19 protein-coding genes are annotated in these 22,543 nt (G+C 74.0%); 11 read left to right on the top strand and 8 right to left on the bottom strand.

Annotated elements, in window-relative coordinates:
- Positions 1 to 284: helix-turn-helix domain-containing protein (locus tag ACWGJO_RS26580; protein WP_452187472.1), on the bottom strand; the 284-nt coding region annotated here is incomplete at its 3' end.
- A 194-nt stretch (positions 285 to 478) separates the two neighbouring features.
- Here ACWGJO_RS26580 and ACWGJO_RS26575 point away from each other — a divergent pair.
- The gene (locus tag ACWGJO_RS26575) at positions 479 to 892 is read left to right on the top strand and encodes a CBS domain-containing protein (protein WP_380549250.1); all 414 of its coding nucleotides are present in this window, start codon (positions 479 to 481) and stop codon (positions 890 to 892) included.
- 188 nt (positions 893 to 1,080) lie between these two features.
- Here the strand turns inward: ACWGJO_RS26575 and ACWGJO_RS26570 are convergent, their stop codons facing one another.
- Positions 1,081 to 2,031, bottom strand: a complete 951-nt coding sequence (locus ACWGJO_RS26570) for a hypothetical protein (protein WP_452187470.1) — start codon at positions 2,029 to 2,031, stop codon at positions 1,081 to 1,083.
- A gap of 183 nt (positions 2,032 to 2,214) precedes the next feature.
- Here ACWGJO_RS26570 and ACWGJO_RS26565 point away from each other — a divergent pair, with 183 nt between their 5' ends.
- Positions 2,215 to 2,799, top strand: coding sequence for a pyridoxamine 5'-phosphate oxidase family protein (locus ACWGJO_RS26565; RefSeq protein WP_380549213.1), 585 nt, complete (start codon positions 2,215 to 2,217; stop codon positions 2,797 to 2,799).
- Between the two features lie 108 nt (positions 2,800 to 2,907).
- Here ACWGJO_RS26565 and ACWGJO_RS26560 read toward each other — a convergent pair whose 3' ends face one another.
- A complete protein-coding gene (locus ACWGJO_RS26560) occupies positions 2,908 to 3,303 on the bottom strand; it encodes a transglycosylase family protein (protein WP_452187468.1) in 396 nt (131 codons plus the stop codon).
- A gap of 482 nt (positions 3,304 to 3,785) precedes the next feature.
- Between ACWGJO_RS26560 and ACWGJO_RS26555 the strand changes: the two genes are divergently transcribed.
- From ACWGJO_RS26555 to ACWGJO_RS26540, 4 genes are all read left to right on the top strand, one after another.
- Positions 3,786 to 4,379 (top strand): universal stress protein, encoded by a 594-nt coding sequence (locus tag ACWGJO_RS26555; RefSeq protein WP_452187466.1) that lies wholly within the window; start codon positions 3,786 to 3,788, stop codon positions 4,377 to 4,379.
- Between the two features lie 73 nt (positions 4,380 to 4,452).
- A complete protein-coding gene (gene pdxR / locus ACWGJO_RS26550) occupies positions 4,453 to 5,907 on the top strand; it encodes a MocR-like pyridoxine biosynthesis transcription factor PdxR (RefSeq protein WP_452187464.1) in 1,455 nt (484 codons plus the stop codon).
- Positions 5,908 to 6,067: 160 nt separating this feature from the next.
- A complete protein-coding gene (locus tag ACWGJO_RS26545) occupies positions 6,068 to 6,583 on the top strand; it encodes a hypothetical protein (protein ID WP_452187463.1) in 516 nt (171 codons plus the stop codon).
- Between the two features lie 579 nt (positions 6,584 to 7,162).
- Positions 7,163 to 8,569: a family 2B encapsulin nanocompartment shell protein gene (locus ACWGJO_RS26540; protein ID WP_452187461.1), complete on the top strand. Its 1,407-nt coding sequence runs from the start codon at positions 7,163 to 7,165 to the stop codon at positions 8,567 to 8,569.
- 916 nt (positions 8,570 to 9,485) lie between these two features.
- Here ACWGJO_RS26540 and ACWGJO_RS26535 read toward each other — a convergent pair.
- Positions 9,486 to 10,277 carry a hypothetical protein gene (locus tag ACWGJO_RS26535; protein WP_452187459.1) on the bottom strand — a complete coding sequence of 264 codons (792 nt, stop codon included), beginning with the start codon at positions 10,275 to 10,277 and terminating at the stop codon, positions 9,486 to 9,488.
- 224 nt (positions 10,278 to 10,501) lie between these two features.
- On the opposite strand from ACWGJO_RS26535, the gene ACWGJO_RS26530 reads away from it, so the two are divergent.
- Positions 10,502 to 11,269 carry a bestrophin-like domain gene (locus ACWGJO_RS26530; RefSeq protein ID WP_452187457.1) on the top strand — a complete coding sequence of 256 codons (768 nt, stop codon included), beginning with the start codon at positions 10,502 to 10,504 and terminating at the stop codon, positions 11,267 to 11,269.
- A gap of 134 nt (positions 11,270 to 11,403) precedes the next feature.
- Positions 11,404 to 11,961 (top strand): membrane protein insertion efficiency factor YidD, encoded by a 558-nt coding sequence (yidD, locus tag ACWGJO_RS26525; protein WP_452187455.1) that lies wholly within the window; start codon positions 11,404 to 11,406, stop codon positions 11,959 to 11,961.
- Between the two features lie 115 nt (positions 11,962 to 12,076).
- Here the strand turns inward: yidD and ACWGJO_RS26520 are convergent, their stop codons facing one another.
- Positions 12,077 to 14,437, bottom strand: a complete 2,361-nt coding sequence (locus ACWGJO_RS26520) for a glycosyl hydrolase family 18 protein (protein ID WP_452187453.1) — start codon at positions 14,435 to 14,437, stop codon at positions 12,077 to 12,079.
- Between the two features lie 316 nt (positions 14,438 to 14,753).
- On the opposite strand from ACWGJO_RS26520, the gene ACWGJO_RS26515 reads away from it, so the two are divergent.
- Positions 14,754 to 15,401 (top strand): class I SAM-dependent methyltransferase, encoded by a 648-nt coding sequence (locus ACWGJO_RS26515; RefSeq protein WP_452187451.1) that lies wholly within the window; start codon positions 14,754 to 14,756, stop codon positions 15,399 to 15,401.
- 107 nt (positions 15,402 to 15,508) lie between these two features.
- Positions 15,509 to 16,609 carry a TolB family protein gene (locus tag ACWGJO_RS26510; RefSeq protein WP_452187449.1) on the top strand — a complete coding sequence of 367 codons (1,101 nt, stop codon included), beginning with the start codon at positions 15,509 to 15,511 and terminating at the stop codon, positions 16,607 to 16,609.
- On the opposite strand, the gene ACWGJO_RS26505 is transcribed toward ACWGJO_RS26510, so the two are convergent.
- The gene (locus ACWGJO_RS26505; protein WP_452187447.1) at positions 16,495 to 18,861 is read right to left on the bottom strand and encodes a hypothetical protein; all 2,367 of its coding nucleotides are present in this window, start codon (positions 18,859 to 18,861) and stop codon (positions 16,495 to 16,497) included. The two genes, ACWGJO_RS26510 and ACWGJO_RS26505, sit on opposite strands and share 115 nt — an antisense overlap.
- A 379-nt stretch (positions 18,862 to 19,240) precedes the next feature.
- Between ACWGJO_RS26505 and ACWGJO_RS26500 the strand changes: the two genes are divergently transcribed.
- The gene (locus ACWGJO_RS26500) at positions 19,241 to 19,828 is read left to right on the top strand and encodes a TerD family protein (RefSeq protein WP_359902675.1); all 588 of its coding nucleotides are present in this window, start codon (positions 19,241 to 19,243) and stop codon (positions 19,826 to 19,828) included.
- Positions 19,829 to 19,922: 94 nt separating this feature from the next.
- Here ACWGJO_RS26500 and ACWGJO_RS26495 read toward each other — a convergent pair whose 3' ends face one another.
- Together ACWGJO_RS26495 and ACWGJO_RS26490 are read right to left on the bottom strand one after the other, a co-directional pair.
- Entirely contained in the window at positions 19,923 to 21,581 is a 1,659-nt protein-coding gene (locus tag ACWGJO_RS26495) for an ABC transporter permease (RefSeq protein WP_452187445.1), read from the bottom strand.
- Entirely contained in the window at positions 21,578 to 22,504 is a 927-nt protein-coding gene (locus ACWGJO_RS26490) for an ABC transporter ATP-binding protein (RefSeq protein ID WP_452187443.1), read from the bottom strand. The genes ACWGJO_RS26495 and ACWGJO_RS26490 overlap by 4 nt, the downstream gene beginning before the upstream one ends.
- Between the last annotated feature and the right edge of the window lie 39 nt (positions 22,505 to 22,543).

The following is a 22,543-nucleotide window of genomic DNA, read 5'->3' as shown; positions in this document are numbered from 1 at the left end:
CCCGGCGCCCGGAACTCGCGGGCCGGGTGCGCCTGGTCGAAGGACCCGCGGCGCACGGCCGGTTCCGCGAGCCGGGGAGGCGGCTCGGCGGCGGCGAGCAGGCGCCGGGCGCGGTCGAAGCGCGTCACCCGGGCGGCCGCTTTCGGGGTCGGCCCGGTCTCCCGGCGGAACCGCTCCTGGAGGTGCCGGGTGCTCCAGCCGGCCTCCCGGGCCGGCTCCGCCACCGGCAGCGCGCCGTGGCTGAGCCGCGGTGCCTGCCAGGCCCGGCCGACCTCGGGCGGCACCCGGCCGAAGGGCCGGGCGTCGGGCGCTGGGCCGGGGTCGCGGGCGGGGGCGGGGTTGCTTATGGTGAGGGCGCGGTCACACCCCTTCCGCTCCGACGGCGGGAGCCCGGGAGCGCCGCCGGGGGGATGCGGGGGGACCAGCGGGGGGAACCACCGACGAAGGAGTCCCCGTGACCACCACTGCCCGAGACATCATGCACACCGGCGCCCAGTGCGTCGGCGCCCACCAGACGCTGGCCGAGGCCGCGCGGATGATGCGCGACAAGAACGTCGGCGCGCTGCCGATCTGCGGCGACGACCAGAAGCTGAAGGGCATCATCACCGACCGCGACATCGTGCTGCGATGTATCGCGGAGGGCAAGGACCCGGCCACCATGACGGCCATGGAGCTCTCCGGCCACCTGCACTGCGTGCGCGCCGAGGACAGCATGGAGGCGGTGCTGCGCAAGATGGAGCAGCACCAGATCCGGCGCATCCCGGTGATCGACGGGGACCGGCTGGTCGGCATGATCAGCGAGGCCGACCTGGCGATGGGGCACCGCGACGGCCAGCGGCTGACCGATCAGCAGATCATCGAGTTCATGGACAGCGTCTACATGAAGCAGTGACCGGCTGACACCCCGCGTGCCCCGTGCCTGCCCGCCCCGTGACCGGCCGGTCCCCCGTACCGGCCGGGCCCTTCGAGCGTGCCGGGCGGGGCACCGGTTCGTCTTGTACAAATGCGCACCGTCGGCGGCCGCGCACTTTCGGGGACCACGCACTTTCGGGGACCACGCGCCGTGCGCAGGCGTGTGCCTCAGCCTCCGGCGTCCAGGAGGGTGCTGGTCACCCGCCCGGCGACCCGGTCGGTGACCCGGCCGGCGGGCTCGGGCAGGGCGGCGGCGGTGCGCCGGGACGCCAGGAACGCGCTCGGTGAGCGGCCGACCATGGCGCGGAAGGTCCGGTCGAGGTGGGACTGGTCGTAGTAGCCGCAGCGCGTGGCCAGGTCGGCGCCGGTGGTTCGCGCCCCGGCGGGGCGGCGCCCGAAGGGGTGGTCCCCGGCGGTCCGCTCCTCGTGGGCGGTCAGGACGTGGAGGGTGCGCTGGAGCCTGAGGATGCCGGCCGCCTGCTTGGGGGCCAGCCCGAGGTGCTCGCGGAAGCGCAGCTCCAGCCTGCGGCGGCTCCAGCCGGTGCCCTCGACCAGGGCGCCGATCGACACCAGCCCGTGGGTGTGCCGCAGCTGCCGCCAGACCCAGTGCACGGACGGGTCCCAGTCCGGCCCGTACGCGAACAGCGCACCGAAGTAGCCGTCCAGCATGGCGAACCGGGCCGGCCAGCTCGGGGCGTGGGCCAGCCGGTCGGTCAGCGCCCGCAGCCGCGGGCCCAGCACGTCCCCGGCCTCGGCCCAGTGCCCGCCGAGCTCGCCGGCCAGTGGACCGAACGCCCGGAAGGCGCCCTGCGGAGTGAGCGAGACGGCCAAACCGTGCAGCACGCCCGCGTGTTCGGCGATCGTCGCGGTGCGGCGCAGCCCGGCCGCGACCGAGCCGAAGGCGGCGGCGGGCTCGGGGGACACGGCGTCGGTCAGGCTCATCGTGCCTTCGAAGGCGAGGGCCACGGTGACCACGTCCGTCGGCACCTCCAGCCGTCGGAGCGGCTGACGCAGGGCCAGCCGGTAGCCGCGGTAGCCGAGGACGTACGGGCGCAGCGGCGCGGCGGGGGTGCCGAGGACCGTCCCGGGCGCGGTGGCGGGGAGGGTGCTCCGGGTCATCGCAACTCCCGTGCTCGGCCTGGCGGGTGACAGGTACCCGAACCATCGTAGGCGCCGTCGGGCGGCCTTTGGAGGGTGCGGACGGCGGTCGGTCGGCTTCGGGCGGCCCGGGCCGCCCGAGAGGCCGTCTCAGGGGTCGGAACCTCCTTTCCCACCAGTCGGGATGCGGGCACACTTGCGCCCATGGGAAAGCAGTACGAACGCATCGACGGCCGGCTGCGCGGTTTCATCGAGCGCCAGCCGGTCTACTTCGTCGCCACCGCCCCGCTGGCCGCCGACGGGCATGTCAACCTTTCGCCCAAGGGCCGCGCCGGGACGCTCGTGGTGATCGACGAACTCACCCTCGCCTATCTGGACTTCGGCGGCTCACAGGCCGAGACCGTCGCCCACCTGCGGGAGAACGGCCGGATCACCCTGATGTGGTGCGCCTTCGAGGGCCCGCCGACCGTGGTGCGGGTGCACGGGCGCGGCGAGCCGGTCTTCCGGGACGACCCGCGGTTCGCCGGACTGCTGCGCCACTTCGACCCGGCCGCGGACGGCTCCGGTCTGCGGGCGATCGTGCTGGTCGAGGCCGAGCGGGTCAGCGACTCCTGCGGGTACGCGGTGCCGTTCATGGACTACCGCGCCGACCGCGACCTGCACGCCCAGTACTTCGACCGCAAGGACGAGGAGGAGTTCGGCGCCTACTGCGAGCGCAAGCCGCTGGTCGGCACCAGCATCGACGGCCTGCCGGCCGTCCCGCTGCCGCTCCCGCCCCGGCCGTCCTGACCGCCCCGGCCGTCCTGACCGCCCCGGCTGCCCCGATCCCGCGGGCCCCGGGCACGACGAGGCCGCCGCACCCCGGGGTGGGGTGCGGCGGCCTCGTGGCGTGCGGTCCTACTTGGAGAGACCGGCCTTGGCGGAGCAGACCGGCCAGGCGCCGGGGCCCTGGGCGGCGAGCACCTTCTCGCCGACGGCGATCTGCTGCGCCTTGGTGGCCTGGTGGGCCTGCGGGGCGTAGGCGGTGCCACCGAAGGCGGCCCAGGTGCTGGAGGTGAACTGCAGGCCGCCGTAGAAGCCGTTGCCGGAGTTGACGGCCCAGTTGCCGGTCGCCTCACAGGCGGCGACCTTGTCCCAGACCGTGGCCGGCGCGGCGGAGGCGCTGGTGGCCGCGACGAGGCCGGCCGCGGGCAGGGCGGTGAGCGCCCCGGCCATCAGAGCCATCCGGACGCGGTTGCGGCGCTTCGGGGTGGCGGTGGTGGCGGCAGCGGCGGGCTCGTTGCGGAAGGTCATGGAGTTCCTTTCGGAGGGTTCGCGAGCGCGCGGAACCAGACCCTCGGAAGGCCGTCGGTTTCGGGGACGCGTCACTCGCGTGGTTCTGCACCGTCCTGCCCGGGGGCGGTTGGCCCGGCCGGAGCGGATCGCTCGGTGCAACGGGTTCGAAGTTACGGGGGTGGTCGTGGCGGTTTCAAGGATTCGAAGGTTTAGCCATGTCAGAGGGCTGTTACCGGGCGTAAGGATCAAGGAATTATGGTGATTTCGCCCGATTTACCACTATTTCCAAGATCGAATAGCCCGGGGAAGTGGCCCGCACCACTCCGAACCCCCCACGGAACCGCTGTGAGGCCGCCCACACGGTCGACAGCGCGTGACGGTCGGCCAGCCGCCGGTGCCGGACTCGGGGCCCCGGCCGCCGCCCCGGGTGGCCCGGGCCACAGCCCTCACCCGGAGAGCCCGCCGCCGTCACTCCCGGTGGCGGGCATAGCCTCATTTCCATGAGCAACGAGAGCGATGCAGCGGACACGGCGGACGCGGGAGAGGCGGCCGCCGGTACGGGTGGGGCGGCGGACGCCGGCGCGCGAGGGGCCTCCGCGGCCGGGACGCCGACCGGCCCCCCGGGGCACGCGGCCGCGGCCGCACCCGCCGGCTTCGAGCTGGGCACCGACGGCCCCGGCGTGATCCTGGCCGGCCTGGACGGCTCAGACTCCTCCTGGCGTGCCACCGCCTACGCCGCCGGACTGGCCCGCCGGCAGGGCGCCGTCCTCGCGGTGGCGTACATCCAGCCGATCCTCGGCGCCGCGACCGCCCTGGCCGGGGCCGCGGTGGAGGAGACCACCCAGGAGATCGCCGAGGAACTGCTGGCCGCGCTGCGCGAGGCCGAGCACCGGATGCGCGAGGTGTGGAAGGTGGAGTGGCGCTTCCTGACCATGCGCGGCGACCCGTACGGCGGCCTCGCCAAGCTCGCGGACGAACTGCGCGCCGACGCCGTGGTGGTCGGCGTCTCCGAACAGGCGGGGCACAAGGTGATCGGCTCGGTGGCCGTCCGGCTGGTGAAGGCCGGCCGCTGGCCGGTCACCGTCGTGCCGTAGCGCGGATCGCCCCGACCCGGGGTGGGCAGCCGCCCGAGGAGGGCCGGGGCGGCGGCCGGTAGGGTGCGTGACCATGACGGACACGCGGGGCACGCACCCCTCCGAGCCCGCCCACTCGACCGGCAACGACCTGCACCTCGACCTCCCCGCCACCGGGGGTCGGCGCGCCGCGCTGATGGCGGCGCTGCGTGAGGCGATCCGCAGCGGCAGACTGGCCCCCGGCACCCGGCTGCCGCCCTACCGCGCCCTCGCCACCGACCTCGGCCTGGCCCGCAACACCGCCGCCGAGGCCTACGCCGAACTCGTGGCCGAGGGCTGGCTGACCGCCCGCCAGGGATCCGGGACCACCGTGGCCGAACGCGCCGAACCCGTCCCGCGCACCCGGGCCCGCCGGCCCGTCCGCCGCCCCGGCCCCACCCACGACCTGCGGCAGGGGCAGCCCGACGCCGCCTCCTTTCCGCGCACCGCCTGGCTCGCCGCCGCCCGCCGGGCCCTCACCGGCGCCCCCAACGAGGCCTTCGGGCCCGGCGATCCCCAGGGCCGGCGCGAGCTGCGCACCGTCCTCGCCGACTACCTCGCCCGCGCGCGGGGGGTGCGCACCGACCCCGACCGGATCGTGGTCTGCTCCGGCTTCGCCCACGCGCTGCGGCTGCTCTTCGACGGCGCCGCACCCGTCCTGCCGCCCGCCGAGCACGGCCCGCTGGCCGTCGAGGCGTACGGGCTGGGCTTCCATCGCGGGCTGCTGGCCGCCGCGGACGTTGCCACCGTTCCGTTGTCGATCGACGAACTGGGCGCCCGGACGGGTGAGTTGGCCCGGTATCCGGAGGTCCGGACGGCCCTGCTCACCCCCGCCCACCAGTTCCCGACCGGCGGCCCGCTGCATCCGGGCCGCCGCGCGGCCGTGGTCGACTGGGCACGCGGGCGCGGCGGGCTGCTCCTGGAGGACGACTACGACGGGGAGTTCCGGTACGACCGCCAGCCGGTCGGCGCCCTTCAGGGGCTCGACCCCGAACGGGTGGTCTACCTCGGCAGTGCCAGCAAGAGCCTGACCCCCGCGCTGCGGCTCGGCTGGATGGTGCTGCCCGACCACCTGGTGGACCGGGTGCTCGCAGCCAAGGGTGAACGCGAGGGCTGGGCCAGCGCCCTGGACCAGCTCACCCTCGCCGATTTCATCGACTCCGGCGGCTACGACCGGCACGTGCGCCGGATGCGCCGCCGCTACCGGGACCGCCGCGACCAGCTGGTGGCCGCACTGGCTGCCCGCGCTCCGCACATCGAGATCTCCGGCATCGCGGCCGGCCTGCACGCGGTGCTGCGGCTGGAGCCGGGCACCGAGCGCTCGGTGCTCAAGGCCGCCGCCTACCGGGGCCTGGCCGTCGAGGGGCTCGCCGACTACCGCCACCCGGCGATCGGCGAGGAGGCGATGCCCGCCGTCGACGGACTGGTGGTCGGCTACGCCACGCCGCCGGACCACGCCTACCCGGCGGCGCTCGGCGCGCTCTGCGACATCCTGCCGCCCTGCGGGTGACGGGGGCGGGGAGGGGCGGCGAAGCATAGGGCCCCGGGCACGCCCGTGGGGGCGGAACGCGGGCGGCGGGTGCGCGGTGTCCGTCCGCCGCTCCTGCGTCGGTACGGACCGGGGCCGAGGAACGCAACCCGGGCGGAGGCGAGGCCTACGCTCCTTGGTCATGCGCAGAACACATCCGAGTCGCGCCGCGCTCGCCGCGTGTCCGGCCCTCGTCGTCGGTCTGCTCCTCGCCGCCGCCCCCGCCGCCCGGGCCGACACCCAGCTGCCCCTCACGGCCGTCTCCGACAAGCAGACGACCGTCCGGGGCGGCGAGTTCACGCTCTCCCTGACGCTCACCAACCCGTACGACACCCCGATCCAGTTCGTCTACCAGAGTGTCCAGGAGACCTACGCCACCAGTCTGGAGAACGGGCTCAAGTTCACCGCGACCGCCTGCGGCACCCAGACCAACGGGTGCAGCGACAACGTCCACGGCGGCATCGCCCGCTACAGCGTTCCGCTCGCCCCGGGCGCCAGCAGTGCCTTCACGGTGACGTACGCCGTCGCCCCGGATTCGGCCTGCGGCCCGAACACCCGGATCGACTTCTACTCCTACCTGTACTACGAGTACAACGGCGGGGAGACCAACAACTCGGGGATCATCGGCATCCCGGGTACCCAGGTCGCCTGCGCCTGACCCGGCGGGACCGTCGGCGTCATCGGCAGCCCGTCGCGGGCGCCCGGGCCTCCCCGGTGCGGACCCCGCCCTGCGCGACCCCCCGTTCACCCGTCAGGTGCCGGCTTCCCCCGTGCCGGCACCTGACGGGCCCTTCGCGTTCCCGGGACCGTTGCTTTCCCGGGGCGGTTGCGTTGCCGGGGCGGTTCGCGCGCTCCGCGCCGACGCCGGGACGGTGCGCCGGGTTGACGTCCGGCGATGGCCTCAGGGTCGTTCGGCAGGGCCCGGGCCGGGGCTGGAAAGCCTTTGGCAGCACGGGGATCGCAGGGGCGAACGGATGTTCCCGGAGTTTATGTGACTGTGGGGGCGGACCGGGTGAGATTCACCCTATCGGGGGGTAGTGGGCCTCCGCGCGGGCCCGGTCGGGTCCTGGTGATCTAGGGTTCCGGATGGGCCGCCCGGAGACGGTGGCCGCCTTTCGCGTGAAACACCAACGCCCCCACCAGTAAGCGGATCTGATGATCCGTCATGGCATGCGCCAGGACGGGCCGGTATGCCCCTGGACGCGTGACCCGATCACAGGAATGGAGATCCCTGCCGATGACCGTGGACACGAGCCCGGAGGCAGTGCAGGCCAAGCAGCAGAGCCTCGCGACAGCCGCTGCCCGGAACCTTGCCACCACGACCAAGTCCGCACCGCAGATGCAGGAGATCACCTCCCGTTGGCTGCTCAAGGTGCTTCCCTGGGTCCAGGCGGCCGGTGGCGCCTACCGCGTCAACCGCCGGCTCACCTACGCCGTGGGCAACGGGGTGGTGGAGTTCATCAAGACCGGCTCCCAGGTCCGGGTGATCCCGGCGGAGCTGGGCGAGCTGGCGCTGCTGCGCGGCTACGAGGACGAGGACGTACTCACCGCCCTGGCCGACCGCTGCCAGCAGCGGGACTTCGGCCCTGGCGAGGTGCTCGCCACCCAGGGGGACGCCGCCGACAAGATCTTCCTGATCGCGCACGGCAAGGTCAACAAGATCGGCACCGGCAAGTACGGCGACGACACCGTGGTCGGCGTGGCCGGCGACGGCGACCGCTTCGGCGAGGACGGGCTGCTGAACCCGGACGCCACTTGGGAGTTCACCGCCAAGACCGCCACCGCCGGTGTCGCCCTGACGCTGACCCGGGCGGACTTCGCCGCCATCCGGGACAACGCGCCCAGCCTCCAGGAGCACCTCCAGGCCTTCCTGGCCCTGCCGCTCCAGGCGCAGAACGAGCGCGGCGAGGCCGAGATCGCCATGTCGGCCGGCCACCGCGGCGAGTTCGAGCTGCCCGGCGCCTTCGTGGACTACGAACTCAAGCCCCGTGAGTACGAGCTGAGCGTCGCGCAGACCGTCCTGAAGGTCCACACCCGGGTCGCGGACCTGTACAACGAGCCGATGAACCAGACCGAGCACCAGCTGCGGCTGACGATCGAGGCCCTGCGCGAGCGCCAGGAGCACGAGATCGTCAACAACCCGGAGTTCGGCCTGCTCAACAACGCCGACTTCGACCAGCGCATCCAGACCCACTCCGGCCCGCCCACCCCGGACGACCTGGACGAGCTGCTCAACCGTCGCCGTGACCCCGACTACCTGCTCGCCCACCCGCGGACCATCGCCGCGATCGGCCGGGAGTTCAACGCCCGTGGGCTGTACCCCACCCACGTCGACCTCGGCGGGCAGCAGGTGCCTGCCTGGCGCGGGGTGCCGATCCTGCCGTGCAACAAGATCCCGGTCACCAAGGAGAACACCAGCTCGATCCTGGTGATCCGTACCGGTGAGGACAACCAGGGCGTCATCGGCCTGCACCAGACCGGCATCCCGGACGAGTACCAGCCGTCGCTGTCGGTCCGCTTCATGGGCATCGACGAGAAGGCGATCATCTCGTACCTGGTCAGTGCCTACTACTCGACCGCCATCCTGGTGCCGGACGCGGTCGGCGTGCTGGAGAACGTGGAGATCGCGCACCGCCGCAGCTGAGCGCACGGAACAGCGGGCGCGGGCCGTAACCGGCCGGCTCGAAGATCGTTTGACCTGATGACGGACGGCCCACCCCCCGAAGGCGGGCCGTCCGCCTGACCATGTCTGATCACTTCTGGTCGTACCCGATGGAATGTCCGTCAGGAATGCGACCGTGTCTGATCTTTCTCCCCGTTTTGACCGTTCCGCCCCTTTCCCTGAGGTCGGTCGGCACGAGCCGTTCCGTCCTCCCCGGACGACCCGAGAGGTGTGTGGAGCCCATGCTCCAGCGTCGGCAGATCCGCCGGATACCGCCCGGCGGCGGTGGGGGCGCGGCGCCCGGGCGACGGGTGCGGCTGATCGGCGCGGCGGCCTGCGTGGTCGCGGTCTGCGCGCTGGTCGGCGGAGCGACCGCCGCCGGCGCGGGGCAGTCCGGCCGGCCCCCGCGCGGTCCGGCGGTGGAGGTCTGCGTGTGCGACGAAACCGACGTATCGCTGTCGGTACGGCCGGGCGGGCAGGTGGCCGTCGGCGTGGACGTGGACGTGGACGTGGATGTGGACGTCCAGGTCGGTGTCGCGCCGGGCGCCGGTGGTCCGGGGCACCACGGGCCCAGGCCGCCGCACGGGCACCACCCCTGCCACCCGCCCAAACCCAGCCCCAAGCCCACCTCGAAGCCCAGCCCGAAGCCGACTTCGAAGCCCACCACGCCGCCCTTCTCCCTGCCGCCCACGACCGCGCTTCCCACTCCTTCGATGCCCTTCCCGTCGACGCCCTTCTCCTCACCCCCGCGCCCGACGGGGCTGCGCAGCGAGCCCGGGCGGCCGGTCGAGGGGCAGGCCGGGCCGGGGCACGGCGGTGACGACCACGATGACGACTGGTGGGGGAACGACTGGTCCGACGACGACTGGTGGGGGGACCACGGCTGGCACCACCACCATCACCACCCGCATCCCTGCCCCAGCCCGACGCCCACCCCCACGCCGACGCGTACGCCGACCCCGACAGCCACGCTGACGCGTACTCCGACGCCCATCCCCACCCCCACGCCGACGCGTACGCCGACCCCGACTCCCACGCCTACTCCCACGCCGTCACCGACACTCACTCCCACGCCGTCGCCCACTCCCACGCCGTCGCCCACTCCCACGCCGTCGCCCACTCCCACGCCGTCGCCCACTCCCACGCCGTCGCCCACTCCCACGCCGTCGTCGAGCCCCACGCTGACCCCGACCCCGACGCCGACGCCGACGCCGACGCCGAGCCCGAGCCCGTCGCCGAGCCCCAGCCCGACTCCCAGTCCGAGTGCGACTCCGAGCCCGAGCCCGAGCTCGACGCCCAGCCCGAGTCCGGCCCCCACGCCGTCACCGACCGTGCCCACGCCGACCCCGTCGTCGCCCGGTCCGACTCCGGCACCCGCGTCACCCGCGCCCCCGGCGTCACCCGCGCCCCCGGCGTCGCCGTCGGTCCCCGCACCGCCGCCCGCCCCCGCGCCGCCCGCCCCCGCGCCCGCTGTGCCCGTTCCGGCCCCCGTGGTCCCCGTGGCCCCCGTGCCGGCGGACCCGAGCCCGGCCGCGCCCAGCCCCGCGGCCTCGCCGAGTGCGGTGCGTCCGAGCCCGCTGTGGCCGACTCCGTCGGCGCGACCGGTGTTCCACGCCCCGGCGACGAAGCCCGCGCCCATGGCCCGGCACCACCAGGGCATCTCGATGACCACCACGATGCTGATGATCATGGTCCCCGCCGTGATCGCGGCGGCTGCCCTGCGGCCGGGTCACGGTGGCCGCGGACGCGGTGGCCGCTCGGGTCCGTCCTGACCGTCTCCCGGCGGCCCGCCGACCGGTTCCCGGCCGCGGGCGGCCCCGCCCCTGCTGCCTCGCCCCGGGCCCGGTCGGCCCGGGGCCGCCCCCCTGAACTTTTTCCTGTCCGTCACAAGCCAAGCCAGAGAAGGGAGTTCCCATGTCCGAGTGGGTGGCGTTGATCATCGCCATGGCGTCGGCCTGCGCCGTCGTCGTGGCGGTGGTGGTGCTCAGGCGGCGCCGACCGATCGAGGAGAGCACCGACGAGACCCCGGACGTCATCGAGTACATCACGATGATGATCGGGGTGGTCTACGCGATCGTCCTCGGTCTCGCCATCGCGGGTGTCTGGGAGGCGCGCGGCGCCGCGCAGGACGACCTGTTCCGCGAGGCGCAGTCGCTGCGCGAGGTGAGCGACCGCGCGGTGATCTACCCGGTGGAGTTCCGGGACCAGGTCCGGGTCGACGTGGACGCCTACGTCTCGTACGTCGTGAACACCGAGTGGGACTACATGAAGGAGAACGGGGCGATTACCGAGAAGGGCGACCAGCTGCTCCAGAAGCTCCAGAACGACGTCGCCACCCGGGCGCCCGCCTCCGACCTGGAGTCGCAGTCCTACCAGCCGATCATGGACCGGGTCAGCGAGGCCTCGGAGGCCCGCAATTCGCGCGGGCAGAACGCCGGGCCGACGATGCCCGGGGTGGTCTGGCTCGGTCTGATCGGCGGTGCGGTGGTGACCGTCGGCATGCTGTTCGCGCTCCAGATCCGGCGCACGCCGCGGGAGTTGACCCTGGCGCTCTGCTTCAGCGTGCTGATCGCCTTCCTGCTGTTCATGATCTGGGACTTCGACAACCCGTTCTCCCGGAGCGTGTCGGTGACCACCCAGCCGTTCGAGGACCTCTTCCCCTCGCTCAACCTCGGCGGCTGAGCGGGCGGAATCCGCTCGGTGCCGGCTCGGTGTCGGCACGGCCTCCGCCGGGATCCGGCCAGGTGATCTTCGGATAATCTGGCCTGGATCGTCGGGGGCCGGCCCCGGCGGAAGGAACAAGGGGATTCTCAGCAGTGTCCGACCCGACGCCGGATCTCGGTGCCCACTACCCGCCGGCCCGCCCGGAGCGCGCCTGGTTGTGGCTGCCCACCTCGGAACGGCTCCGGCGGAAGAAGCAGCGCCGGATGTGGGAGGAGTACCGGAAGCGCTACCGCCCGGAGGACGAGGCCAAGGCCCGGCGGCGCAAGCACCTCCGGGACGAGGGTACGGACTGCTGCCTCGACGGCTGCTGCGAGTTCGCCGACCCCTGCCTGATCGCCCTGATCCCGGTGATGATGGTCTCCGGCGTCCGGTTCGCCCTCACCGGCGCGCGCGGACGCCGGACGGCCGACCCGTCGGCCCCCGCCCCGAGCGGGTTCGCGGCCGGAGTGCTGTACGGCGCGGTGCGCCACTACCGCACCGAGGTCAGCCCCCGGCGTCCGGCCTGCTGCCCGTACACGCCGTCCTGCTCGACCTACGCGGTGCAGGCACTGCACCGGCACGGCGCGCTGCGCGGGGCCCGGCTGACGGCCGGACGGCTGCTGCGCTGCCGCCCGGGCGCCGGCGGGACGGACCCGGTGCCGCCGCGCTGAGCCGCGCCGACTCCCGGGCGGTCGGGGCGCGGAGGCACGGACGGCCCGCGCGGAGTTTCCGCGCGGGCCGCCGCTCATGCACTCGTGCACTCATGCACTTTTGCCCGACGGAGCGTCAGCGCAGGCTGCTGTCCATCGAGTTGAGCATCGTGCCGGAGGCGTCGTCGTTCTCCAGGGAGAAGGCGAACAGCCCGCCCAGGCCCTTGCTCTTGGCGTAGGCCCCGCGCGCCTGGACGGCCTGCGGAGTGTCGCCGGTCCAGAAGTTGGTGCCGTCGTAGACCCAGCTGCTCTCGGTGACCGGGTCCCAGTGGGTCTGCGCCGCGGTCGGGTTGAGTTCCTTCCAGGCGGCCAGGCCGGCCTCCTGGCTCAGCGGCTTCTTCGCCGTCGGACCGGTCGCGCTCTGGTACAGGCCGTAGTTGGAGCCGGCCGGGACGCCGGTCCAGCCGCGCCAGTAGAACGGGATGCCCAGCACGATCTTGTTCGCCGGGAAGCCGCCGGGGATGCCGTACTCGGGCAGGCCGGTGGTGTACGCGGCGATCGTGGTGTCCACGTTGTACTTGCGGGTGCCCGGGGTGATCGGCGCGGTCGGGTCGGCCGGGCTGTCGTGCAGCGGGTCCTGGTGGTTGGTCGGGCCGGTGGCGTCCCACGCGCCGTGCATGTCGTAGGACATCACGTCGGCGTAGTCCAGGTAGGCGCCGATCCTGTCGGTCTCCAGCTGGGCGACCTTGTCCTGGCCGCTGGGCAGCGCGGCGGTCAGCAGGTACCGCTTGCCCTGGGCGGCGCCGAGGGTGTCCAGCTGGGTGCGGAACTCCTTGAGCAGCAGGGTGTAGTTCTGCTTGTCGGCCGCGGAGTAGTGGTTGCCGGTGTGGCCGCCGGCCGAGCCCGGGTACTCCCAGTCGAGGTCGACGCCGTCGAAGAGGCCCGCCGCCGAGGCCGGGCCGCCGGAGGCGTCACCGGCCACGCCGGTCGGCAGGTTCCCCTTGAGGAACATGTCGACGCAGGAGGAGACGAAGGCCTTGCGGGAGGAATCGGTGGCCGCCGCGTCGGAGAAGTACTTGGAGTACGTCCAGCCGCCGATCGAGATGGTGAAGCGCAGGTTCGGGTACTTGGCCTTCAGCTGCCGGAGCTGGTTGAAGTTGCCCTTGAGCGGCTGCTCCCAGGTGTCGCTGCTGCCGTCCACACTGGTGCCGGCGCCGTAGTCGGCCTGGTAGTCGGCGTAGGCGTCGCCCGCGCCGTCACCGGCGTTCGGGTTGGACTCGTTGGCCGAGTCGGAGGCCTTCACCGCCTGGAAGCAGGTGAACTTCGTGGGGTCGATGTTGGCGAACGCGTAGTGGACGACGTCCAGCTTGGCCGCCGCGCCGCTGGTGTCGACGTTCTTCGCGTTGTACGCGTTCTCGTAGACGCCCCACTGGTCGAAGTAGGCCGAGCGGACCGGCTGCTGGGCCGGGGCGGCCGCGGTCGTGGTGCTCACCGGGGCGGACTGGGCGGAGGCGTGGCTGCCGGAGTAGCCCTGGACGCTGAACGTGTAGCTCTTGCCCGGCAGCAGCGAGCTGACCGCGACGGAGGTGCCCATCGAGGTGGCGACGAGCTGGCCGTTGGACCACACCTTGTAGGCGACGGCGCCGTCACCGCTGGTGAGGGTGGAGGGCTGCCAGGTGAGCACCACCGCGTTGGACGTCGTCCTGGTGACCGCGAAGCCGGTCGGGATGGTGACCTTGCCGTCCCCGGCCGGGCCGCTCGCGGTGGCCGTCGGGGTCGGGGTGGTGGTCGTGGGGGTGCCGGTCGGGCTGTTGGTCGCCGTCGGGCTGCCGGTGGAGGTCGGGCTGCCGGTCGCCGTGGGGCTCGCGGTCGCGGTCGGGCTGGCCGTGGAGGTCGGGCTGCCGGTCGCCGTGGGGCTGGCGGTCGCGGTGGGCCCGGCCGGGCCGGTCAGGGTGAGGTCGTCCGCGTAGTACGTGCCGGTGCCGTACCAGCCGTGGGTGAAGACCGCGACGGAGGTCGTGGTGGCACCGGTGGTGAAGGTGGTGCTCAGCTGGTTCCAGCCGGTCCCGCCCGGCGTCCAGACCGAGGAGTTGACGCCGGTGCCGGTGGCGCCCAGGTAGACGTAGCTGCCCTGGACCCAGCCGGCCAGGGTGTACGTGGTGTTCGGCTGGACGGCGACGGTCTGCTGGCACTGCGCGGTGTCGGCGGCCGAGGCGGCGCCGCTGAGCGCGCGGCTCCCGCCGTGCACCGGGGTGGTGACGACGGACCCGTTGGAGCAGGTCCAGCCGGCCAGGGTGCCGGTCTCGAAGTCGCCGTTGGCCAGCAGGTTGACCGGGGCGGCCGAGGCGGAGCCGAAGGTCAGGGCGATGGCGGCGCCGCTGGTGGTCAGGGTGGCGGCCAGGGCCAGTGCGGTGGCCCGTCTGCGCTGGGCGGCCCGGCGGCCGGCACGCTCCCCGGCGGGGTTGGCGGGCCGTGCGGGCATGACGCGATCGTGCATGCGGTGGGTCCTCCGGATGTGTGGGGGTTCCGGCGGTGCGGTGGCCCGGACGGGCCGAGGGGAGCCGGCCCGGGCGCGGTGGGGGCGCGCGGGCTGGTGACACGTGCTGACGAGCGGTGCGCGGACACGACGGGCTGCCGGCCCGTGCACGTCACGACTGAACAGATTGGACTGGACCAATATTCGCCGTCAAGGGTGTCCGCCCGCTGGACCGCCCCCGGCCCCGGCGGCGGCGGCCCCGGACAGCGGCGGCCGGGGTGGCGCGGGCCCGGTAGGTTGGCCGGTACGAGCAGGCCCGTCGAACGCAGGAGGCGCGATGGACAGCCAGGACTGGGACGACCGCTACGCCGCGAGCGAGCTGGTGTGGGGCGCGGCGCCCAACCAGTGGGTGGTCCGTGAACTGACCGGCCGCACCCCCGGCCACGCCCTCGACCTCGCCGCCGGAGAGGGCCGCAGCGCCATCTGGCTGGCCGCCCAGGGCTGGGAGGTCACCGGACTGGACTTCTCCGCCGTCGCCCTGGAGCGCGCCGAACGGCTCACCGCCGACCTGCCCGACGAGGTCGCCGACCGGCTCACCTGGCGCCACGGCGACGCCACGGCCTTCGAGGCCCCCGCCGCCGGCTACGACCTCGTCCTGGTCGCCTACCTCCAGATCCCGGCCCCGGGCCGCCGGGTCGCGCTGCGCCGCGCCGCCGACGCGCTCGCCCCCGGCGGCACCCTGCTCGTCATCGGGCACGACCTGAGCAACCTCACCGAGGGCGTCGGCGGCCCGCAGGACCCGGCCGTGCTGTTCACCCCCGAGGACGTCCTGGCCGACCTCGCCGACCGCGGGCTGCGCCCCGTCCGGGCCGAGCGGGTGCACCGCACGGTCGGCGGCGAGCCCGGGCACAAGAGCGGTGGGTCCGGCGCGGGCGGACGGGTCGCGGTGGACGCGCTGGTGCGGCTGGAGCGCGGCGCCGGGTGACGCCCGGGCGCGGGCCCGGGGGAGGCCGGCGGCACCTGCCGTCCGGCGGAGCCCGGTCCGCCCGGCGGCGTACGACGACTGACGAAGAGTCAACTAGCGTGTGGGGCATGAGGACTCGCGTGCTTCCGGCGGTCGTGGCCGCCGCCGCGCTGCTGCTGACCGGTTGCGGTGGTGCGGGTCCGGACTCCGGCTCCGCCGACGAGGAGCGGCCGGGGCCCGGGCCGGCCGGCGCGTCGCCGACCGGCCCACCGTCGGCCGCCGCGCCCTCGGACAGTGCGCCTCCGGCCGGTGCCGAGCGCCGCGTCGACGGCGCCGAACTGCTCTACCGCGCCGGGGGCGGCCGCAGCGCGCAGAACCCGGCCTTCGCCCCCGACGGCCGCTCCGTCCTGCTGACCGAGTTCAGCGGGGGCTACAACAAGGGCGCCGCCGCCCTCGGCGTCCTGCCGCTGGACGGCGGCGCCCCGCGTACAGTGCTGGCGGAGCACGACCGGGCGGCCGTCAACCTCCCGGGCGCCAGCTGGAACGCGGCCGCCGACGCCTTCGCCTTCGCGACCGACCGGGAGTCCGGGCACGACGAGATCTGGCTGATGCGGCCGGGCGGCGCCCCCGAGCGGGTGACCGGGCACGCCGACGCCAGTGGCTACAGCGAGCCGAGCTTCTCCCCGGACGGCGAGTGGATCGTCTTCCAGCAGAGCCGGGAGCCGGAGCACGCCGCCGTGCCGGGCGACGCGGCCGAACAACAGGACTCGCTCTGGAAGGTCCGCCGCGGCGGCGGCGCTCCCGTCCTGCTGGTGGACGGCCGGGGCACCGGCACCGACAACCGGCAGCCGAACTGGTCCCCGACGGGCGACCGGATCGTGTTCCAGCGGCGGAGCGCGGGCCACGAGGACTGGTCGCTGTGGACGGTGGACCCGGACGGCGGCGGACTGCGGCGGGTCACCGGGGCGCCGGGCGAGCACACCGACCCGAGCTGGTCCCCGGACGGCCGCTGCCTGGTCTTCTCCTCCACCCTGGGCGACCTGCCGAACGCCCAGGTCTTCGTGATGGAGGCGGTCGGCGGCACTCCCGTCCGGGTGACCCGCGACGACGGCGCCTACGACGGCGCGCCGAGCTGGTCCCCGGACGGGCGGTGGATCGCCTTCGAGTCCGCCCCGGGCGGCGAGGCCGGCCCCGCCGCCCTCTGGCGCATCCCGGCGCCGGTTCGCTGAACGGCCTGGCCGACGGTGATCGTCACCACCGAGTACTGCGCGACGGTCAGCGGCACGCTGACCGTCCCGCCGGTGACGGTGTACGGGACGGCCTTGGGCGCCGGGTCGGTGCCGTCCGGGCTCGCGACGGTGACGGCGGAGACGCTCGCCCCGGCCGGGAGGGCCCAGGAGAGCGTGCAGTTGGCGGGCGCGCTGCGGAACGCCGCCGGGGTGTCGCCGAAGTTGGTGAAGTTCACCAGGTGGACGACGGTGTCGGCGCCGAGCCGTCGGGCGTCCAGGAAGATCCGGCGGTCCCCGGCGAGGGTGACCTCCGGCGGGGCGGACTGGCGGACGGCGGTGAGCAGTTGGTCGGCCGAGGCCTGGTCGGTCCTGGTGAGGTAGCTCAGCCCGGGCAGCGCCTTGACGTACCAGCAGCTGCCGCTGCCGTAGGAGTTCTGCCTGGTGGCGGGCAACGGGTCGGCCCTGCGCAGGCCGAGCACGTCGGAGAGCGCGAACTCGGTTCGCTGGCTGCCCAGTTCGTCGAGCGCGGTGGGCGCCGGGCCGGTGATCACGATCGTCCCGCCGGCCGCGACGAACCCGCGCAGCAGCGCCGCCTCGGCGTCCGAGACCGCCTGGAGGTTGGGCAGCAGCAGGACCTTGAACCGGGCCAGGTCATCGGCGGTCAGGCCGGGGCTGGGCACCGTGTCGAACGGGACGTGGGCGTAGACCAGCGCCTTGACGGTGCCCCGGAACTCGCCGAGCCAGGGCAGCGAGGCGCAGCTCATCTCCGGGTCGTCGCCGCCCCACCAGTCGGCGATCCCGGCCGGGGCCGTGGCGTTGACGTACATCCCGTTGCCCTCGCCGGGGGACACGTAGTCCCGGGACGGCGCGGAGTGGTAGACGCCGACCCGCGCGATCGACACCGGGTCGTAGAGCCTGATCTGGTTGGTGCGCACGAAGCGGTACATCCGGGTGCGCATCGCGGCGTCCACGGTGTCGTTCTTGAACGGGGTCTTCACCTCGTACGGGTTGCAGCCGGCCGCGATCAGCTGGGACATCACCAGCGAGGCGTCGTCGGCCTGCCAGCCGTAGGAGAATGCCCAGGCCGGCTTGGTGCCGCTGGCGGCGCGGGCGTACTTGTACATGGAGATCAGGCAGACCCAGTCGGCGGCGGTGGCGTGCCGCATGCCGTCGTAGTTGCCGAGGATGTCCACCTCCCAGACCTGGCTGACGGCGCCGGGGGCCTGGCGCAGGTAGCCGCCGTCCAGGCCGATCGAGGTGGCGTAGCGGTAGTCCATCGACACGGTCTCGACGAAGGTGACCAGGTCGGGGTTGACCGAGCGGCCGGCGTCGGCGATGTCCAGCTGGAAGCGGAGCAGGTTGCGGTGGCGCCACTCGACGTAGCGGCGGAAGACCGGGTCGGCGAAGTTCGCGGCCTTGGGCAGGGCGAGGCCGGTGTCGGCCTTGAACGCGGCCGCGCCCCAGGTGGAGGCGTCGCACCAGGAGAGCACGCCGTCGAAGTAGATCGGGACGTCCGGCCAGATGCCGTCCACGCCGGTCGCGGCCACGCCCTTGATCCGCTTGAGGTAGTAGTCCCGCCAGGGCGAGTTGGGGCTGAGCCAGACGCTCTCGTCGCCCGGGTCGACCCAGACCACCACGCTGCCGTAGAACACGTTGGGCTTGCCGGCGAGGTCGCGCTGGGCCCAGTTCTTGCCCTGGTCGTTCTTGTAGAAGGAGCGGCCCTTCTCCCCGCCGGGGGAGATCAGCTCCAGCGACGGGTAGTACATGACGACCTTGAGGCCGGCCGCGTGGGCCAGGCCGGTGAACTGCTTCACCTCGGCCATGTGGGCGGCGAACTGGGCGTCGGTGAGCCAGTCGGAGAGCAGGGTGTCCAGCTCGATGACGCTGACCTCCTGCGCCTTGAGGGCGTCCACGGCGCTCTGCATGTCGGCGGGCTCGTTGAAGGTGCCGTCGGCGATGCGGGCGTAGCGGGCCCAGTCCGGCCAGGTCTGCGCGGCGGTTCCGGCGCGCAGCCCGGCGTGGGAGGACGGCCAGAGGCCGTCGTACTGCGCCGTGCCGAAGTCGGTGTCCGGTGCCGGGGCGGCCCAGGCCGTGCCGCCGGGCAAGAGCCGGACGGTGGCCAGCGCGCCGCCGGCGCCGAGGCCGGCCCGGAGCAGCCGGCGCCGGCCGAGGCGGGATCCCTCCGGTGGCCGCGGTGTTGCGTGCTGTTCGGTTCCGTCGTGCCGTTCGGTTCCTTCGTGCTGCTCGGGCATGGTGGTCCCCCCAGCGAGAGCGGGCGGCGCGCTTCGGCACGGCCCGGGAACGGTCGTGAGCACTGCGAGTCGTGGGTACTTCTCCGTCGTGGGCACGGTGGGGCGTGGGCGCCGCGATCGGCGCGCGGACGGCGCGTCGGTGCTGCCGGGCGCTGTCCCGGGGCCGACCCTAGACCGTGTGCCGCCCCGGCCGTCCGGTCGCGGTCCACGGCTACGCCAGACGTCGGACCGCCGGTTCCCTCAGTGTGCGGACCGTTGTCGGGGTGAGGTCTGGGGGAGTACGGGGTACAGGTGCTCGCAGGGCACCGTCGATGATCATAAATTCTCTACAGTGCTGTAGATTCGCGGCACGGACGGTGGCAGAACGGAGGAGGACGCGATGAGCGTTTCGCTGGCCAAGGGGCAGAAGATCAGCCTGGAGAAGCCGGGGGGTGGGCAGCTGAGCCTGGTCCGGATGGGCCTCGGCTGGAAGGCGGCGGAGCGCAAGGGCTTCCTCGCCAAGCTGCTCGCCGCCGGCCGGGAGATCGACCTGGACGCCTCGGCGGTGCTGTTCGCCCAGGGGCGACCGGTGGACGTGGTGTTCTTCCAACACCTCAACAGCAACGACGGTTCGGTCCGGCACAGCGGGGACAACCTGGTCGGCGGCGCGGGCGACGCGACCGACGACGAGTCGATCACGGTCAACCTGACCACCGTCTCCGCCGAGGTCGACCAGATCGTCTTCACCGTCAACTCCTTCACCGGACAGACCTTCCAGGAGGTCGAGGCGGCGTTCTGCCGGCTCGTGGACGAGACCACCGGCGTCGAGCTGGCGCGCTACACGCTCACCGGCGGCGGCCCGTACACCGCGCAGATCATGGCCAAGGTGCAGCGCACGGAGACCGGCTGGCAGATGGCCGCGATCGGCCAGCCGGCCAGTGGGCGGACCTTCCAGGACCTGATGCCGGAGCTGGTCAAGCACCTCTGACAGCCCGTGGCGGGTTCCGGCTCCCCGGCGTCCTGACGCCCTGACGCCCTGACGCCCTGACGCCCTGTCGGGCCGGAGCCCCGGCGCCCCTGCGTCAGTCGACGTCGCGGCGCCGGAATCCGGCCAGGGCCAGGGCGATCAGGGCGGCCGCGACCAGGGTGAGCACGGCGAGCGGCGTCCAGTCCATCGCGGCCGCCGGGAGCCGGGGCACCCGGCCGTACGGGGAGAGCAGCTCCAGGCCCGAGGGGAGGTCGAGCAGCGGGCCCAGGTAGCCGATCACGAAGGCGTACCCGGGCACCAGCCAGGCCAGCGGCGCGGCCCGGGGCAGCCAGCCGTATACCGCGGCGGCGAAACCCACCGTCACCCACTGGGCGGGTGCGAAGGCCAGTGCCGCGCCGGTCAGCCGCAGGAACGCGCCCCCGTCGCCGCTGGACAGCGCCCCGGCCAGGCCGAAGCCCACGCCCGCCGCCAGCAGGACGGCGGTGGAGCCCAGCAGGGCCGCCGCCAGGTGCCCGCCCAGCCAGGCCGACCGTGACACGCCGGTGGCCAGCACTGGCACCGCCCGTCCGGCGTTCTCCTCGGAGCGCGGGCGCAGCGTGGCCAGCACCGCGTTGACGCCGCCGAGCACGGCGACCACCAGCATGGTCAGCGCGGCGTAGGAGTCGGCGAGGGTGTGCCCGCCGAGCCGCTCCAGCACCTCCCGGATCCGGTCGACGTCCCCCAGCATCGAGTCGGCGTCGCCGAGCAGCGAGCCGTACATCGCGCCGACCAGCAGCAGGGCGGCCGCGAAGCCGCCGAGCAGACCGCGGTGCAGGCGCAGCGCCAGGCCGAACGGGGTGCCCAGGGCCGGGCCGCCGGTGGCCGGGCCGGGACGGGCGGCGCGCAGGCCGGCGCCGTGGTCGCGGCGGCTGCTGAGCGCGAACCCGGCGGCGGCGGTCGCGGCGGCCAGGGCCAGCGCGGGCAGCAGTGGCCACCAGCGGTCGTCCACGAAGGGGTAGCTGCGCTGCAGCCAGCCGATCGGGGAGGCCCAGGAGAGCGCGCCCGAGCCGGCGTCCCCGGCGGCGCGCAGCGCGTACGCGCCGCCGAGCACGGCGAGGGCGAGCCCGGACGCGGTCCGGGCGTGCGCGCCGAGCTGGACGGTGACGGCGGCCACCGCAGCGAACAGCAGCCCGGCGAGGGCGGTCGCGGCGCCGTACAGCGCCGATCCGGCGGCGGTGAGGCCGGGGACGCCCAGCGCGGGCAGGCCGGCCGCGAGCAGCAGGCCGAGCGCGAGGTCGGCGACGGCGGCGGTGGCCAGGGCGGCGGCGAGCGGGGCGTGCCGGCCGACGGCGGCCGAGCGGAGCAGTTCGGCGCGGCCGCTCTCCTCCTCGGCCCGGGTGTGCCGGGTGACGGTGAGGACGCTCAGCAGCCCGGCCAGGACGGCCAGCAGGCCGAGCATCCGGTGGCCGAGCATGGCGCCCCAGGTGTAGTCGGCCAGGTAGTGGGCCGGTCCGCTCATCGCGAGCATCGCCGGGTTGTCCGAGCCGTGGGCGATGGAGGCGCGGTCGGCGGCGGTCGGGTAGAGGGTGTGGACGCTGTTGGCGGTGGACAGGGTGACCAGCCAGAGGCCGAGCACCCAGGCGGACAGCCGCAGCCGGTCGCGGCGCAGGGCGAAGCGGAGCAGCGCGGTGGTGCCGGCCAGGGTGGTGCGGGTCGCCGTGCGGCGAGGGGCGGCGGCGCGGTCGGTGGCCGGTTCGGCGGCGGTGGCGGTCATCGCAGGGCCTCGCCGTCGGCGCGGCGCCCGTCGGCGGCCGGCTCGTCGCCGTAGTGGCGCAGCATGAGCTCCTCCAGCGTGGGCGGGTGGCTGAGCAGGCCGCGCAGTCCGGCCGCGCTCAGGAGCCGTACGGCGGCGTCGAGTTGGGGGCCGTCCACGGCGAACCGGACCCGGTCGCCCTCGGTGTGCAGGCCGTGCACGCCGGTCAGCGTCTCCAGTCCGGGGACCGGGCGCAGGGTCCGGGCCTCGACGGTGGTGCGGGTGAGGTGGCGCAGTTCGTCGAGGGTGCCGCTCTGCACGACCCGGCCGTGCCGGACGATGCTGACCCGGTCGCCCAGCTTCTCCACCTCGTCCAGGATGTGGCTGGAGAGCAGGACGGTACGGCCGTCCTCCTTGGCCCGGCGCACGACGTCCTGGAAGACCACCTCCATCAGCGGGTCGAGGCCGGAGGTCGGCTCGTCGAGCAGCAGCAGCTCGGCATCGGAGGCGAGCGCGGCGACGATGGCGACCTTCTGCCGGTTGCCCTTGGAGTAGCTGCGGCCCTTCTTGGTCGGGTCGAGGGCGAAGCGCTCGATCAGCTCGTCGCGGCGGCGGCGGTCGAGCCGGCCGCGCAGCCGGGAGAGCAGGTCGATGGCCTCGCCGCCGGTGAGGTTCGGCCAGAGCTCGACGTCACCGGGAACGTAGGCGAGGCGGCGGTGCAGCTCGACGGCGTCGTGCCACGGGTCCTTGCCGAGCATGCGGGCGCTGCCGCCGTCGGCGCGCAGCAGGCCGAGCAGGACGCGGATGGTCGTGGACTTCCCGGATCCGTTGGGCCCGAGGAAGGCGTGGACCTCGCCGGTCTCGACGGTGAGGTCGAGGCCGTCCAGCGCGGTGGTCCGGCCGAAGGTCTTGCGGAGGCCGGACAGGGTGATGGCCTTGGTCATGATTGTGAAGCTATCGTGGTTTCAGAAAAACGTGAATAT

This window comes from Kitasatospora sp. NPDC054795, assembly GCF_053611565.1.
This window is presented reverse-complemented; position numbering and strand designations above follow the sequence as displayed.

What these genes read in the sequence shown, in the direction of transcription:
- ACWGJO_RS26575 (WP_380549250.1), top strand. Translation starts at nt 479, where the DNA reads ATGCACACCGGCGCCCAGTGCGTCGGCGCCCACCAGACGCTGGCCGAG.
- ACWGJO_RS26570 (WP_452187470.1), bottom strand. Translation starts at nt 2,031, where the DNA reads ATGACCCGGAGCACCCTCCCCGCCACCGCGCCCGGGACGGTCCTCGGC.
- ACWGJO_RS26565 (WP_380549213.1), top strand. Translation starts at nt 2,215, where the DNA reads ATGGGAAAGCAGTACGAACGCATCGACGGCCGGCTGCGCGGTTTCATC.
- ACWGJO_RS26560 (WP_452187468.1), bottom strand. Translation starts at nt 3,303, where the DNA reads ATGACCTTCCGCAACGAGCCCGCCGCTGCCGCCACCACCGCCACCCCG.
- ACWGJO_RS26555 (WP_452187466.1), top strand. Translation starts at nt 3,786, where the DNA reads ATGAGCAACGAGAGCGATGCAGCGGACACGGCGGACGCGGGAGAGGCG.
- pdxR (WP_452187464.1), top strand. Translation starts at nt 4,453, where the DNA reads ATGACGGACACGCGGGGCACGCACCCCTCCGAGCCCGCCCACTCGACC.
- ACWGJO_RS26545 (WP_452187463.1), top strand. Translation starts at nt 6,068, where the DNA reads ATGCGCAGAACACATCCGAGTCGCGCCGCGCTCGCCGCGTGTCCGGCC.
- ACWGJO_RS26540 (WP_452187461.1), top strand. Translation starts at nt 7,163, where the DNA reads ATGACCGTGGACACGAGCCCGGAGGCAGTGCAGGCCAAGCAGCAGAGC.
- ACWGJO_RS26535 (WP_452187459.1), bottom strand. Translation starts at nt 10,277, where the DNA reads ATGATCATCAGCATCGTGGTGGTCATCGAGATGCCCTGGTGGTGCCGG.
- ACWGJO_RS26530 (WP_452187457.1), top strand. Translation starts at nt 10,502, where the DNA reads ATGTCCGAGTGGGTGGCGTTGATCATCGCCATGGCGTCGGCCTGCGCC.
- ACWGJO_RS26520 (WP_452187453.1), bottom strand. Translation starts at nt 14,437, where the DNA reads ATGCACGATCGCGTCATGCCCGCACGGCCCGCCAACCCCGCCGGGGAG.
- ACWGJO_RS26515 (WP_452187451.1), top strand. Translation starts at nt 14,754, where the DNA reads ATGGACAGCCAGGACTGGGACGACCGCTACGCCGCGAGCGAGCTGGTG.
- ACWGJO_RS26510 (WP_452187449.1), top strand. Translation starts at nt 15,509, where the DNA reads ATGAGGACTCGCGTGCTTCCGGCGGTCGTGGCCGCCGCCGCGCTGCTG.
- ACWGJO_RS26505 (WP_452187447.1), bottom strand. Translation starts at nt 18,861, where the DNA reads ATGCCCGAGCAGCACGAAGGAACCGAACGGCACGACGGAACCGAACAG.
- ACWGJO_RS26500 (WP_359902675.1), top strand. Translation starts at nt 19,241, where the DNA reads ATGAGCGTTTCGCTGGCCAAGGGGCAGAAGATCAGCCTGGAGAAGCCG.
- ACWGJO_RS26495 (WP_452187445.1), bottom strand. Translation starts at nt 21,581, where the DNA reads ATGACCGCCACCGCCGCCGAACCGGCCACCGACCGCGCCGCCGCCCCT.
- ACWGJO_RS26490 (WP_452187443.1), bottom strand. Translation starts at nt 22,504, where the DNA reads ATGACCAAGGCCATCACCCTGTCCGGCCTCCGCAAGACCTTCGGCCGG.